This is a genomic window from Sphingopyxis sp. EG6 (genome assembly GCF_003609815.1).
Classification (GTDB): Bacteria; Pseudomonadota; Alphaproteobacteria; order Sphingomonadales; family Sphingomonadaceae; genus Sphingopyxis.
The window spans coordinates 15,782-28,666 of sequence record NZ_AP017604.1 but is presented as its reverse complement, the minus strand read 5'-3'; the positions used below and the strand labels follow the sequence as shown (position 1 = coordinate 28,666).

Sequence of the window (12,885 nt, the reverse complement as noted above, 5' to 3'; positions counted from 1 at the left end):
AATCGGCAAAGTCAGAATTGGCTTGGCGAGGGGGAAGTGGGGCGAGGTCGGCGCTTAAAATGCCCCTTCCGCGCTCTCCGGAGGCCGCTAGAGGGGTTTACGAGGCTTTAGGCCCCTTCCCCTGCCCCGAGAAATGCGAGCACCTCTGCGGGCGAATTTTCGGCCTGTGCCGACGCCCGCCTCGCATTCTGAAGACGAACAAGCTGCTGTTCTAACTCCAGCTGGGAAAAGGTATCGACTTCACCGCGCCGCAGCCAGTCGATTTGCGCCGGCAACCAGCCTAGGGCCGCGGCGATCACGCGGGGCGGCAAGCCGCAGCGATCGATCTCCCGCACGATGAGGCCGGCAGTGAACCGGCGAATCATCCGATGGTGCTCTGTCGCGTTAAACTTTTGCATGCGCCCTCCCCTCAGCTCTCGCCGCCAGGCGCCACCGCCCCAAGCACTGCATCGGCCAGAAACCGGCTCCCCCGGATCGAGGCGCGCGCAGCTTCGTCGCTCCACCGCATTCGCGCGGGCTCGCCGCGCTGGATCGTGGCGGCTTTACGCCGCATCCGCTCGCCGGCCTTGAGCTGGCCGGTGCGCAGGTTGTCCGTCAGCACGACGCAATCGCGCACCAGCAACGTGACAAACCCGTCTTCATCCGGCCCGTCGATCACTTCGGCGATCACATCCCGATCGCCGATCTTCATGCTTCGCCCGCCTTTCGGCCCGCGCCGGTCCCAGATACCCTCACGCCAGCGGATCACATCAGCAGCTATGAACCCGTCAGCACATGCCAGCCATACCGTCATCCTCCCCCTCTTCCCCGCGCCCAAAGCGCACCTACCTATCTTAGCACGGATAGCCGATAGCTACCAGCTATCTGATAAGGTATCGCGTAGCTACTTAGTAGCTATCTGGGTATCTAGTAGCTATCCGCTTGACGGCTAGCTACTTGGTAGCTACCATCTATGCCAATTGTGCACCGCGTATTAGGGGGGGCTCCATGCCAACGATCGTTTTTGTCAGTCCCAAAGGAGGCGTTGGCAAGACGACCGCTGCGCTCTTGCTCGCAAGCGAGCTTGCCCGAGCCGCCAAGGTGACGGCGATCGACGCCGATCCCAACCATCCCATTCAGGCATGGTCGAAGGGCGCAGTTATTCCCGACAACCTGTCCATCGTGGCCGACGCCGACGAGGACAACATCATCGACAAGATCGAAGAAGCGGCAGCGCAAACGCCCTTCGTGATCGTGGACCTTGAAGGAACCGCCGCCAAGATCGTGCTGCTTGCGGTCAGCCAGGCCGACCTGGTGGTCATCCCGACGCAGGGCTCGCAGCTGGACGCCGAGCAAGCGAGCCGCGCTATCCGCGTCGTCAAGCAGCAGGAGAAGATGACGGGCAGAGCGACGCCCTACGGCGTGCTCCTCACCCGCACGAGCCCGATCATCCGCACCCGCACGATGGGCCATATCCAGACCGGCCTGATCGAGGCCGGCGTGCCTGTGTTCAAGACGCAACTCAACGAGCGCGAGGCCTTCCGCGCCATGTTCTCATTCCAGCGCACGCTGGAAACCCTCGACCCGCAGGACGTGCCCAACCTCGACAAAGCCGTCGCCAATGCCGAAGAGTTCGCCGCCGAGGTGATCGAGCGGCTGCGGCAGGGCAGGGGAGAGAAGGGCAAGAAAGCGAAGGTGGCTTGATGAGTGCGCGCGCCAATCCATTTGCTGACCTCAGCGACTTCGAGCCGAAGCCATCGGCCAAGCCCGTGCCCGTCGCAGCGATCGAGCAGATCGCCGAGGAAAGCGGCTTTCCAAGCCGCAAGGCCAAGCCCAAGGCTTCGCCCGCACCGGAGCCCGCCTTGCTCGCGCCGATGGAGCCGGCACGGACAGCCCGCCGCTACACGACGGGCCGCAATCGCCAGATCAACATCAAGGCGACACCCGAGACGATCGATCGCCTTTACCGGCTCGCCGATGACCGCAATGTTCCCCTTGGCGCTTTGCTCGACCTGGCGCTGGACGCCCTAGAGCAGAACTCCCGCTGATTCCGATCGACAGATAGCCCGAGTACGCATTGCGCCAGCTTCGCCTTCTCTTCCTGGTGGTCATCACGGCGATGATCGGGGCAGGGGAGGCGCGCGCGCAGGATCGATCGCAGATCACGCGGCAGATCGCCGGAGCCGCGATCAACATTGCGCTGATTGAACGCGAACGGGCGCGGCCCGACGTGCCCGACGACTTCGCCGCCGACGCGCTGGCGCGCGAACGCAGCCAGCTTTCCGAAGGCTACGCCGCTGCCGACCGGTCAGGGCAGGGGAGGGCGATCCGGCAGGAGGCGCAACGCCGCGCCACGCGGCTGATCGCCGCTCCGCTGCGCACCGATTATCTCCGCGACTATCCCGATCCGCAGCGCGTGCGCGCGGACCTCGCCGCCGCCGGCAACGCGGACGACGCCGAGCTTGGAGGGCGGCAGGCTGGCCGCTTCCTCATGCTCGCCAGCTCCCTCGCAGGCTTGCAAGGCAATCCGGCCTACCTGGACGAGAACCGCTGGCCCCCCGACGTGGCGCAACGCGCCCGCCTCTACATCTTGCATCATCACGATATCCGCGACCGCCTCGATCCGACGTTCACCGATCGCTGCGGGCGGTTGCAGCCTTGGTGCAGGACCGGGGGCAAAGGTTCAGCCGCGCGCGGGGCTCTTATCAGCACGACCTTGCCCAGGCGCGCGAGGTTGCCGCGCTCTATTTCCCCGAGGCCTTTCGCGAGCGCTTTGTGGACTCCACGGGCGTCGGCGGCAGCCGGCGCGACCATGCCGCTTATCAAGAGCAGCTTCGCAACAACCGCGAAGCGGCCGAGCGCGCAAAAGAAATCGAAGAGGACGGCGTAAGCTATAGCACCATTCTCCCGATTATCGGGGGTGTCGCGCTCGTGCTGATCCTCATCAGCACGATCTTCACGAGAACCAACAAGGGCGGGAGCCGCCCTTCGCTGTCGGAAAACTATGGCTCCGCCGCCTGGGGTGCCATGAGCAACTCCTACTCGCCGCTCGACCCGCTGCGCGGCGTCTTTCTCGGCAAATATGCCTTCCCCCACCATGACACGCCGCAGGTGAAGACACCGCCGGTGTTCACCAAGCACGAGGCGCACACGCTCATCATGGCCCCGACGCGGACGGGGAAGGGCACCTGCATCATTGTGCCGACCTTGCTGCGCTACGGCGGATCGATCGTGGTAATTGATCCCAAGGGCGAGAACGCGGCCATCACCGGCCGCCAGCGTCAGGTTGTCGGCCCCGTCCACGTGCTCAATCCGTGGGGCGTGCTCGCAAGCGAGCTTGCCGAACGCGGCCTGGCACCCGCCCGCTACAATCCGCTCGACGCCATCCGCCGCGACGATCGCGACGCGGCCAGCATCGCGCATACGATGGCCGAGACCATTTGCGCGCGGTCCGGCGACCCCAAGAATGCTTATTGGGAGGGCGGCGCGACGGCGATCCTGACCGCCGTGTTCCTGTGGCTGGCCGACCAGGGCGAGACCAAGACGCTCGCGCGGGCGCGGCAGATCGTGACCCTGCCCGTGGACAAGTTGCAGCGCGAGTTCTTTATCCCGATGGCTGCGAGCTCGGCTTTTGGCGGTGCCATCGCCGAGAACATCGGGCCATTCCTGTCCGAGGACTCGCGTGACGTGCCGTCGATCCTGCGCACGCTGGCCGAGGCCACGCGCTTTATCAGCGACGAGCGGCTGAAAGAGGCGACAGCGGAGTCGACGTTTGACCTGCGCACGCTGCCTCACCGGCTTGAGAGCGTCTATCTCGTCATCCCGCCCGACAAGATGAAGATCCAGGGCACGTGGCTGCGCCTCATGCTCGCCGCGACGGCCCATGCCTATCGCACGGCCACGCCGCGCGCGCAGGGCAGGGGGATGCTGTTGATCGACGAGCTTCCCTCTCTTGGCCGCATCCCCGACCTGCCAACCGACCTCGCCACCATGAGCGGCTATGGGCTCGACTACACCCTCGCCGTGCAGGACCTCGGGCAGCTCAAATCGATCTACGGCGAGGAGAGCCGCACGATCCTGGCGAACTGCGGGTGGAAGTGGCTGTGTAACGTGCGCGACTTCGACACCGCCAAGTATGTGTCGGACACGCTTGGCCAGCGCACCGTGGGCACCGTCAACGTCAACGAGGGCACAACCGGGCAGGGCGAGGCCACCAGCGGCAAGGCCTATGGTGAAATGGGGCGCGCGCTCCTCACGCCCGACGAGGTGATGCAGCTTGGCCGCGAACGCGCGATCGTCCTGCCGCCCACAGGCCGACCGTTTCAGACCTGGAGCATCGACTACAACCAAATCCTTGCCGAGTTCACGGCCTACCGCGAAACATCCATGCAGGCCTTCTACGCGGGGCCGCTCATCATCGACCCCAATCCCTATTACCAGCCCGAACAGCCGGAGGGCGCCGCGCCGTGATGCACAGCAGCATCGTGCGCGGCGAGGGCAGGGGGCTTGCCTTCGTCAGCCCCCTGTTGCGGAGGTCCGGCGGATCGTTAACGATTTGCGGACCGAGTCTGCGTTATCATGATAGTAGAAGATGCAAGCCATGCGCGGTAACACCGCGCGCTTGGCAAGGGGCATTTCATCCCCGTTGCATCCCCAGACCAAGGAGAGCCTTCGTGCCCTCCTGTGGAACCTCCAGAGCAGGAGCCTACCCGCCCCTGCACCCTGGTCGGGATGACGAACATACGCGCCCCCCGCGTGTCTTCGTCATCCCGCCAAAGGAGCCTTCGTGCTCCCTTGAACCCATGACCGCTGATCGGCAGCGGCTTCGACCAAAGAGCCTTCGTGCCCTTTGGAAACCAGATCAGGGCGGCGCGACCCCCTGAACCCCCGGCAGGCATTTCGGCCTGCACCGACCAGGGCGGACCCCTGGACCCCTTCATAGTTGGAGGGCGGGTGGCGAGCGGAACGGACAGGCGGCAGCGGAACGTCACGGTCACGGTGCGCCTGACCGCAGACGAGCGCGCGCGCCTTGAGGAACTCTCCTCCCGTGCCGGTTATGCCGCCGGCGCCTTCATGCGAGCAGCCGCATTTGGCGAAGCCGGCCCCCGCGCCCAACGCCGCCCGCCAGCAGATCACGTCGCGATCCGAAAGCTCCTCGGGGAGCTTGGGCGGGTTGGCAACAACATCAACCAGATCGCCCGCGCGGTGAACGCCGACCAGGCGGTCAACGTCCCCGAGCTGCGCGAGGCCCTGAGCGCATACCTTGAACTCCGCGACGCCATTTTCGTCGCGCTCGGCATGGAGCCTTCGGGTGATTATCAAGGGCGCAAGCAGGGCAGGGCCTAAGCAGCTCTCGCGTCACTTGGGGCGCACCGACACCAACGAGCGCGTTGCTGTGCTGGAGCTGCATTCGCCGTCAGGCTCGATCGGCGAAGCCTTCCGCGACTGGCAGGCGCTCGCCGCCGGCACGAAGGGCACCAAGGGCCTCTATCATGCCAACATTGATCCCGACGCCCGCTACAAGATGACGCCGGAGCAGTGGACCCGCGCGGTTGATGTTCTTGAAGAGGAGTTGGGCCTGACCGGACAGCCGCGCGCCGTCGTGCTGCACGAGAAGAACGGCCGCGAGCATATCCACGTTGTTTGGCAGCGCACCGACATCGACACGATGAGGCTGCGCAGCGACAGCCACAACTACCAGGCCCATGAGCGCGCGAGCGCCCGACTGGAGCAGGAGTTCGGCCACGACCACGTTCCCGGCAAGCACGCCAAGCGCGACCGGGAGGCTCAGCCTGAGCTGCCATCGTCGGAGATCACCCACGCCGAATGGCAGCAATCGGAGCGCAGCGGGATCGACCCGCGCGCGCGCAAGGAACAGATCACAGCTCTGTTCGGGGCGAGTGATACCGGCAGCGCGTTTCACGCCGCCTTGCAGCACGCAGGGTATCTTCTCGCACGAGGCGATCGGCGTGACTTCGTGCTGCTCGATGCCGACGGGGAAGTTTACAGCCTCAGGCGCCAGATCGCCGGCGTGACCGCCAAGGATCTGCGCGCCTTCATGGATGACGTGCCGCTGGCGACCCTGCCCAGCGTTGCAGAGGGCAGGGCGACCGTCGAAGAGGCACGGCGGTCCGCACCCGCGCCCGTCGCGTCACAGGAGCCGCACCAGAGCCCAGCGGACGACCGAACAGCGGCCCTCACGCAGAAGATCGAGGCGATGCACCGCGCCGACCTTGCCGAGCAGGAGCGCCGGCACGCGCGCGAGGTGACGGAGCTGCACGACCGCCAGCAGGCGCAAGCCGATCAGGCCTTTGACGCCTTCGCACGCGAGCAGGCGCGCCGCACGCTGGCAGAGCGGCCCGAGGAGGCCGGCACTTTCGAGCGCCTGTGGCGCACCATCCGCGAAACCATCTCCGACGAGGCGCGGGTGCAGCGGCTCGCCGATGAGGCGCGCCGCGCGGCCGAGGCCGACGAGCGCCGGAACGACGAGGTGCGGATCATGGTCGCAGGCGTGGAAGCGAGCCAACGCGCCGAGCTCGACCGCCTTGTGGAGCGGCAGGGCAGGGAGCGCGCTGATCTTCTCCAGGAGCAGGAGCGTGACATGGCTCGCCGCATCGCAGACGACGAGCGGGCGAGAGCGCTTGCCCGTGAATACGAGCAGCGCCGTCAGGAGGCGCTCAGCCGCGACAGGGAAGGGCCAGAGCGTGACCCCCGCGCACGCTGACGGGCTCGCGCTTCCTGCAATCAGAACCGGGCCTCCTTCTTCACCAGATTGCCAGCTTCACCAGCCAAGCCGTGTCACGCTTTGTGCGCGATGCCGTGGCTTTCGCACCCAAACTGCGCACGTTGTTCGCAGCGGTGGCGGCGAAGACGCGCCGGCCTGAACGCCCCGGCAAAAGCACTGACCGCGATGCGCCAGCAGCTCCGCTGCCGACCGGCACCGCACAGGCCGATCAGGACGAGGTCGAGATCAGCTCGGCTTTCCTCGCGCCGCCCCTGGCGCCGCGGCCGATACCGAAGCCGCGCCCGCGCGGCAGCCTGAGAGCCCGATTCCGCTCGCGCTTCTTCGCACGCATTTTCCGCCCGCGCTGATCGTGATGACATGGCGGCGTCCTCCGTGCGTTGCCCCTTGGGGATCGTAGTCCTGTGCCGGAGCCGTGCGCTCGTGGCGATCAACAGGAAGCCTCGGCTCCCCCGCAAGCGGTCCCCCCAATTTTCCTGTGTGACGCCGCGCCCTGGCCCCGGCGGGCCGTCCTCATCCCTTCGGGGAGCAACGCCAACAACGAGGACACGCACATGAAACTCATCACTGAATCTCAGAGCCAACGGATGCTCAGCAACGGAAAGGCGAGCGCGGAATGCGGGGGCTGCGACTGCTTCCCCGAGGTCAAGCTCTTCACGCCGGATGCTCACGGCACCTGGCTCTTGAGCGAAATCGATCCCGACAACCACGACCTGGCTTTTGGCCTCTGCGATCTGGGCCACCCCGAGCTTGGTTGGGTGTCCCTCAGCGAACTCGCCAGTGTGCGCGGCCCGCTGGGTCTGCCGATCGAGCGTGACCTTCACTTCTCCGCCGAGCATCGCATCTCTGTCTACGCCAAGGCCGCACGAGTGGCCGGCACCATCGTCACCGACGATCGCAGCCTCGCCAGTGCCAAGGCAGCTCTGGACGCAGAGCGCCGTGGAGGTGGCCGATGACTTGGGAGGTGCAAACCCTCACCCTTTGCGACGGGTGGGTGAACACGTGGACTATCTCGCGCTTCGGCCAGGCCGAGCAGCCCGAGACCTTCGCCAGCTTTGTCGAGGCCGAGCAAGCTCTCGCACGCTTCATCGAAGATGCACGCTTTGCGGTCGAGGCTGGTGACCTCACTGATCCGCCCGATCCATCTGAGTATCGGATTACCGGCTATGACTAGCAGGAGCGGCGCCGCCGGACAGCCGGCGGCGCTTGCCGCTAGTGCATCCGTTGCATCAGCGACAACGAGATCATGTCGATCGCCGCTTTAGCGAGGCGATGCTCGGGCGAGCCCGTGCGCGCGGCGTAGAGGCGCTCATGCGCGTCGCGCATCATGAAGTTCAGTTCAGCGATCGAGCGGGTTTCGAGAGCGGCGATGTGCTGCATGGTGTTCCTCCTTCCAGAGCGGGCCGCGCCATTGCGACCTTATGCGCTCGATCAGGAGGAATCGGAGCGTCGCGCACCCGCAGGGCCGAAACGAAGAGGAGGAGCCGTCAGGCTTGCGCGGCCGAACGCCGATTCCGCCAGAGTAGCAGATAAAGGGTGCTATGGCGTTGCCTGTCGAAGGACGGTAAGGCTGTCTGCATCACGACCGCAGACGATCGAAAACGAACGCACATAAAAGACCTACACTCAAACGCATTGACAGACACTCAAGCGTGACATATCTGGCGACTGTCAACGAACGGCGTTGATCGCGAGTCAGTGGAGATCGAATATGAGCAGTGGTGGTGTCTATTTGCCCTTTGGGGCTGTTTCCGGCTTTAGCCCCGGCTTTCAGGCCGAGCTTGCCGAGTATGTGCAGGGCCAGATGAGTGCGGCAATCGCCGACGTCGCGGGCGCCGAGCCTAAGGCGGTGGGCGACGACGAAGAGCCGGCGGACCTCTCGGTCGCCCAGGCCAAGAAGTTCCTCGATCGCGTCAGTGACAAGGTGCGCACGACCATCCGCGTGATCGCCGAAGCCGACGTGTCGGGCTTCGACATGGCCCGCGTAATGGAGGCCTTGAACGTGGACGACGGCGGCGACCTGCGCGGCGTCTGGGGCGGCATCACTAAGCGCGTGCGCACCGTGCTCGGCGACGACGAGGCCTATCTGATCTGGTGGAACGAGCGCGAGGACGGCAGCTGGAGCGGTCGCGTGTCGGAGACGACGCATCGCTCGTTCCGCAAGGTGCTCGCCATCTAGAACCCAGCATTAGGCGCAGACAAAGGGCGGGGAAATCCCCGCCCTTTTCTTTTGCGGTTATGCCGGCATTTTCCAGAAGATACATTATCAGATGCGCGCCATGCCCAAGCGAACCCTTGCTATCGCTGCGTTTCTGGTCGCCTGCCTCAGCCTTCCAGCCTTAGGTGTCGCGCAGAGCGGCGGCGATCGTCAGCGCGTCTCACGCGCAATCGAGTGTCACACGCCAAACGTGACCGACGGCGACTCACTACGATGCAATGACCAGCGTATCCGCTTGCTCGGAATCGACGCCCCAGAGATGCCTGGCAGCTGCCGGCCAGGACGCCGATGCGTCCAAGGCGATCCGTATGCCGCCCGAGACTATCTTATCTCGCTCACCCGCACGACCGTCCGATGCACGCCCGAGGGTCGGGATCGCTACGGCCGAACCCTTGCCCGTTGCACCGCCAACGGCATCGATCTTTCCTGTGCCATGATCCGCTCGGGCCATGCCGTGCGCCGCTACGCTGATATCCGGTGCCGTTGATCGAGTAGCTTCACGAACATCTCCAAGCCTCGGAGCGCCGCAAGCCGAGGGCCTCTTTGCGGAGCCTCTCTGGCGCAGCCAGGTCTAGCGTCAATCGCGTGCGCTTCCGCGCCTTCGGCTTGTGCAGCTTCCCCCGTTCGGGTGGCCTCCGGCCAGCATGACGCCGCGCCCCTAAGGCCACGCCTCTCTCTCCACAGAGGCCGCAGCGGTTGCGGCCAAAGCACCGAGAGGAGACACCATCATGGCTACCGAGAGCATCAACACCCCCGCCTTCATCCTGTATCGCGTCGAGGGCAACGGCGAGAACGCCAACTGGACCAAGATCGGCGCGGCCTGGCCCAATCGTGATGGCAAGGGTTTCAGCATTCGCTGCGAAGCCGTGCCCCTTCAGGGCCGGATCGTCATGCGGGCTTATAGCCCCAAGCCGAAGGCCGAGGCCGCTGGGGGGCGCTAAGCCCCCCCCCTTGCTGCTCAGCTCTTCGTGCTGGAAATCCAGTCCGTCAGTGGCGTTAGATCATGCGCCCAGAAGATCGTCAGTCCGCGATCTTGGGCGTCGACGAGGTTGTGCAGCTTGTAGACACCGCCGAGCACAGCGCTCGGCACGACTTGTCGAAGCCCGAAGTCAACCTTCCAGCTCGCCGCCTTCACCGCTGCGTCATTGTTCAGGCGCTTGACCGAGTTCGTCGACGAGTTCGACACCTTGCACTCGATCGGCATCACGCGCTGATCCCACAGGCGCACGATGATATCGCCCTTGCGCGTGCCGAGCACGCTTTCGCCGCAGAACTCGCCCGCAGATGGCGCATGCGAGATATTGGGTATCCGCCGAGACGGCACCTCGGCAAAACCAAGGGCGCGCAGCGCATCCTTCACGGCCGCTTCCTGCTGCTCTTTGCCCTTGGTGCGTCGACTCGTCTGCGTGCGGCTCGCCGCCATCAATGCTGCTGACGCCATCACAGCCGCATTGCGCTCGGCTTCGGTGGGATCTCGATCCTCGACGATCCACGCGAAGCGGCGCCGGTCGAGAACCTGGCGCACCACGCCTATCAAACGCTGCACGTCATCGGGCGAGTTGCGCAGGCGGCTTGCGTTGAGGGAGCTGGCATCGGCCAGCACCTTCAGATCGTCGGCCGAAATTGGCGGCGCGGCCAGATAGCGAAACGCCTCTTGCAAGCGCGGATCGCACAGCACGTCGAGGGCCGAGGACTCGAAATCGGTCAGATCGACCGTCGTCTCCAAGACCTCTTCGACGTAGCCCTGATAGAGATCAAAGGCTTCGAGATAATCCTCGAGCGGCTCTTCTAGGCGCTCTTTGGAGAAGGCGGCACTCGCCTTCAAACGCTCCGCATCGAGCTGCTCGCTTGTCCAGACGGGCGGCTCAATCATGCGACCACCCCCGCCGCCAGCAACGATGGTCCAGGGACGATCAACCTCTCCATTTCCCGTGGCTCGAACTTCGTCAGCCCCCCCGCGTAGGTCCGCCCAGACCGCTGCGAGATGTTCTTTTGCAGGTAATCAACGAGCGCCCGCTTCACGTTCTCCGGCAGCTTCTCGCGCGGGTAGAGGCCGTGCGCCACGTTGATGTGCCGCGCATCCGCCTTGTTGATGACGAATGCGGGTGGACGCCGAGCCATATAGGTCGAAATGATCGGCGCCGCCGCACGCAGACCGACCGACCACCAGGCCTTGCGATGGCTGGCGACGTAACCCTTGTTCGCGCCCATCTGGCGCGCGACCTTGAGAAACTTCATCACCGCCGTTCGCTCTGCGCTATCAAGCACGTCCAGGTCCGGAGGGAGATCGATCACCCGCTTCAGCCGCGCCGCGTCCTGAAGCAAGCCGTCGGCATCGAGGACCTCGCGCGCGCGCGTCACCGTCGGAAACAGGACGGAGTCGGGCAGCCCGACACTATGATCGCCCGCGATCCAAATATCGTTCGCGCCGGTGACGGCGCCACGATGCACACGGCACAGCTCGCCGAGCTCGACATAGCCTTCCGGTGGCTTCTCTGCCGCACGGGTCAGGTGTGACCAGCGGCTCTCCGTGGCGAGGCGGTCCCGATGGACCTTTCGGCCCTTGCCGAGCGTGTCGAGCTTGTTCAGCGTATCGACACGGCGGAAGAACACCGAACTCGGCTTGGCGCCCAGCTCGAACGTGGTGATCGCCGCAGTGGTCGCCGCATCGGGAAACGGCTGCGCTGTCGGCTCAATTACGGTGACGCTCTGGCCTCCGAGGTTCTTGAGCATCAGCGATCGCACGAGCGAGCCGTAGTTCACGTCCAGCCATTCGGCAGCGGTGATGAAAGCCCCATAGTCATCAGGCCTGCCGCTGCGCACAGTCGCGAGGAAGAAGTAGACGTGCAATCCCGCGAGCTTGCTCGCGGACAGGCCGAGGCGGGCCGCTTCCTCGAACAGCCAGTCTTTCCATTTCGGTGTGATCTGGTGGTGACGCACGTAGGGCGGGTTGCCGATGTAGAGCGTGCGGCCTTCGATCGTCTCAGAGAAGCGGCGGAAATCGCCGAGCACGATCCGCGCACGCTTGGCGTGCCCCGACACCGCCAGGTTCGCGCGCGCCATCAACGTGGCCAGCGGATCAACATCGATACCCACCAGCTCCGCTTTCGGGAATGCTCGTGCCGCCGCCGCCAAAAATCGTGCGGAGCCAACCCCAGGATCGATGACGCGACAGGGCTTTGCCTGCGCTGCTGCCCAATGGACCATCGTATTTACTATGGGAGTCGGCGTATAGGTCGCCCCATGATCCCTGCGCTCTTCGGGCGCGCGCAACGCACAGAAAGCCTCGCCGAGCGGATCATAGCCTTCGGCGATCAGCTCTCGGATTTGCGCCATCACTGCCTTCGCCGGCAGCTTCGTCGAAGCACGCCGTGCCAGCGTCGACTCTTCCTTCGCCAGTGGGCCGAGCTGATCGGCACCAAGCGCAAGCGCAATGGCCGTCAGCGCCTTTTCGCTCGGGAAGATCGCGTGAAAGTCATTCCAGAGGTCTTTCTGGCCCCCGGCCAGCTGCAACAGCGCCTCGTAATTGGTCGTCATACTGATCCCCCTCGCCGCGCGCCCGCCGTTTTCGGCCTGTAACGCGCGACTTTGATGTCATTCGATCGCCGGCGAACCTGCGCAATGTCAAAGCTGTGCTGAAGCCGCATCAGCTCGTCCAGCGGCACGCCGAAAGCCTTTTCGATCCTCAAGGCCATCTCCGGCGTCAGGTGCGCACGTCCGTTGAGCAAAGCCGACAATGCAGGGCGCGTGACCCCGAGCGCCGCTGCCGCGTCGGTCACGGAAAGACCATTGGCGTCAACCACCCTGGCCTTGACGACCCGACCCGGATGAGACGGATCGATATCGCGAGCTGCGGCTCCCATCGACTATGCTCCCTTCAGCAACAGATCGACTGTGCACCGTAAAGAGTCGCTTTACAAGCGTTCTCTTTCCGTTCCACCTTCTT

Annotated in this window: 17 protein-coding genes and 1 pseudogene; 12 read left to right on the top strand and 6 right to left on the bottom strand. The window is 64.9% G+C overall.

The window, feature by feature from the left end:
• Window positions 1-107: 107 nt before the first annotated feature.
• Window positions 108-398: a hypothetical protein gene (locus SPYCW_RS18750; protein WP_145986021.1), complete on the bottom strand. Its 291-nt coding sequence runs from the start codon at window positions 396-398 to the stop codon at window positions 108-110.
• 11 nt (window positions 399-409) lie between these two features.
• Window positions 410-691 carry a hypothetical protein gene (locus tag SPYCW_RS18745; RefSeq protein ID WP_120218428.1) on the bottom strand — a complete coding sequence of 94 codons (282 nt, stop codon included), beginning with the start codon at window positions 689-691 and terminating at the stop codon, window positions 410-412.
• Between the two features lie 296 nt (window positions 692-987).
• On the opposite strand from SPYCW_RS18745, the gene SPYCW_RS18740 reads away from it, so the two are divergent.
• The 9 genes and pseudogenes from SPYCW_RS18740 to SPYCW_RS18700 all read left to right on the top strand — a co-directional run bounded on the left by SPYCW_RS18740 (window position 988) and on the right by SPYCW_RS18700 (window position 7,895).
• The gene (locus SPYCW_RS18740) at window positions 988-1,683 is read left to right on the top strand and encodes a ParA family protein (RefSeq protein ID WP_120218427.1); all 696 of its coding nucleotides are present in this window, start codon (window positions 988-990) and stop codon (window positions 1,681-1,683) included.
• Entirely contained in the window at window positions 1,683-2,027 is a 345-nt protein-coding gene (locus SPYCW_RS18735; RefSeq protein WP_120218426.1) for a stability/partitioning determinant, read from the top strand. Before SPYCW_RS18740 ends, SPYCW_RS18735 begins: the two co-directional genes overlap by 1 nt.
• Window positions 2,028-2,056: 29 nt before the next feature.
• Window positions 2,057-2,869 carry a hypothetical protein gene (locus SPYCW_RS18730; protein WP_120218425.1) on the top strand — a complete coding sequence of 271 codons (813 nt, stop codon included), beginning with the start codon at window positions 2,057-2,059 and terminating at the stop codon, window positions 2,867-2,869.
• A complete protein-coding gene (locus tag SPYCW_RS18725; protein ID WP_120218424.1) occupies window positions 2,755-4,449 on the top strand; it encodes a type IV secretory system conjugative DNA transfer family protein in 1,695 nt (564 codons plus the stop codon). Before SPYCW_RS18730 ends, SPYCW_RS18725 begins: the two co-directional genes overlap by 115 nt.
• Window positions 4,450-4,932: 483 nt before the next feature.
• Entirely contained in the window at window positions 4,933-5,325 is a 393-nt protein-coding gene (locus SPYCW_RS18720) for a plasmid mobilization protein (protein WP_120218423.1), read from the top strand.
• Complete coding sequence (locus SPYCW_RS18715; protein WP_120218422.1) at window positions 5,291-6,703, top strand: relaxase/mobilization nuclease domain-containing protein; 1,413 nt, start codon at window positions 5,291-5,293, stop codon at window positions 6,701-6,703. The genes SPYCW_RS18720 and SPYCW_RS18715 overlap by 35 nt, the downstream gene beginning before the upstream one ends.
• A gap of 83 nt (window positions 6,704-6,786) precedes the next feature.
• Window positions 6,787-7,071, top strand: a complete 285-nt coding sequence (locus tag SPYCW_RS18710; RefSeq protein WP_120218421.1) for a hypothetical protein — start codon at window positions 6,787-6,789, stop codon at window positions 7,069-7,071.
• A gap of 204 nt (window positions 7,072-7,275) precedes the next feature.
• Window positions 7,276-7,608 (top strand): annotated as a pseudogene (locus SPYCW_RS18705) (DUF2958 domain-containing protein); the annotation flags it as partial.
• Window positions 7,609-7,673: 65 nt separating this feature from the next.
• Window positions 7,674-7,895, top strand: coding sequence for a hypothetical protein (locus tag SPYCW_RS18700; RefSeq protein ID WP_120218420.1), 222 nt, complete (start codon window positions 7,674-7,676; stop codon window positions 7,893-7,895).
• Between the two features lie 38 nt (window positions 7,896-7,933).
• Here SPYCW_RS18700 and SPYCW_RS19100 read toward each other — a convergent pair whose 3' ends face one another.
• Complete coding sequence (locus tag SPYCW_RS19100) at window positions 7,934-8,101, bottom strand: hypothetical protein (protein WP_172595588.1); 168 nt, start codon at window positions 8,099-8,101, stop codon at window positions 7,934-7,936.
• Between the two features lie 331 nt (window positions 8,102-8,432).
• On the opposite strand from SPYCW_RS19100, the gene SPYCW_RS18695 reads away from it, so the two are divergent.
• The 3 genes from SPYCW_RS18695 to SPYCW_RS18685 all read left to right on the top strand — a co-directional run bounded on the left by SPYCW_RS18695 (window position 8,433) and on the right by SPYCW_RS18685 (window position 9,880).
• Window positions 8,433-8,900 (top strand): hypothetical protein, encoded by a 468-nt coding sequence (locus tag SPYCW_RS18695; RefSeq protein WP_145986020.1) that lies wholly within the window; start codon window positions 8,433-8,435, stop codon window positions 8,898-8,900.
• A 91-nt stretch (window positions 8,901-8,991) separates the two neighbouring features.
• Complete coding sequence (locus SPYCW_RS19455; RefSeq protein ID WP_331852395.1) at window positions 8,992-9,426, top strand: thermonuclease family protein; 435 nt, start codon at window positions 8,992-8,994, stop codon at window positions 9,424-9,426.
• Window positions 9,427-9,667: 241 nt separating this feature from the next.
• Window positions 9,668-9,880: a hypothetical protein gene (locus tag SPYCW_RS18685; RefSeq protein WP_120218418.1), complete on the top strand. Its 213-nt coding sequence runs from the start codon at window positions 9,668-9,670 to the stop codon at window positions 9,878-9,880.
• A gap of 17 nt (window positions 9,881-9,897) precedes the next feature.
• Here the strand turns inward: SPYCW_RS18685 and SPYCW_RS18680 are convergent, their stop codons facing one another.
• Genes SPYCW_RS18680 through SPYCW_RS18670 form a run of 3 tightly spaced genes read right to left on the bottom strand, consistent with a single transcriptional unit; the run spans window position 9,898 to window position 12,802 of the window.
• Window positions 9,898-10,812 (bottom strand): XamI family restriction endonuclease, encoded by a 915-nt coding sequence (locus tag SPYCW_RS18680; protein ID WP_120218417.1) that lies wholly within the window; start codon window positions 10,810-10,812, stop codon window positions 9,898-9,900.
• Complete coding sequence (locus tag SPYCW_RS18675) at window positions 10,809-12,476, bottom strand: Eco57I restriction-modification methylase domain-containing protein (protein ID WP_120218416.1); 1,668 nt, start codon at window positions 12,474-12,476, stop codon at window positions 10,809-10,811. Before SPYCW_RS18675 ends, SPYCW_RS18680 begins: the two co-directional genes overlap by 4 nt.
• Window positions 12,473-12,802: a HigA family addiction module antitoxin gene (locus SPYCW_RS18670; protein WP_120218415.1), complete on the bottom strand. Its 330-nt coding sequence runs from the start codon at window positions 12,800-12,802 to the stop codon at window positions 12,473-12,475. Before SPYCW_RS18670 ends, SPYCW_RS18675 begins: the two co-directional genes overlap by 4 nt.
• Window positions 12,803-12,885 lie beyond the last annotated feature (83 nt).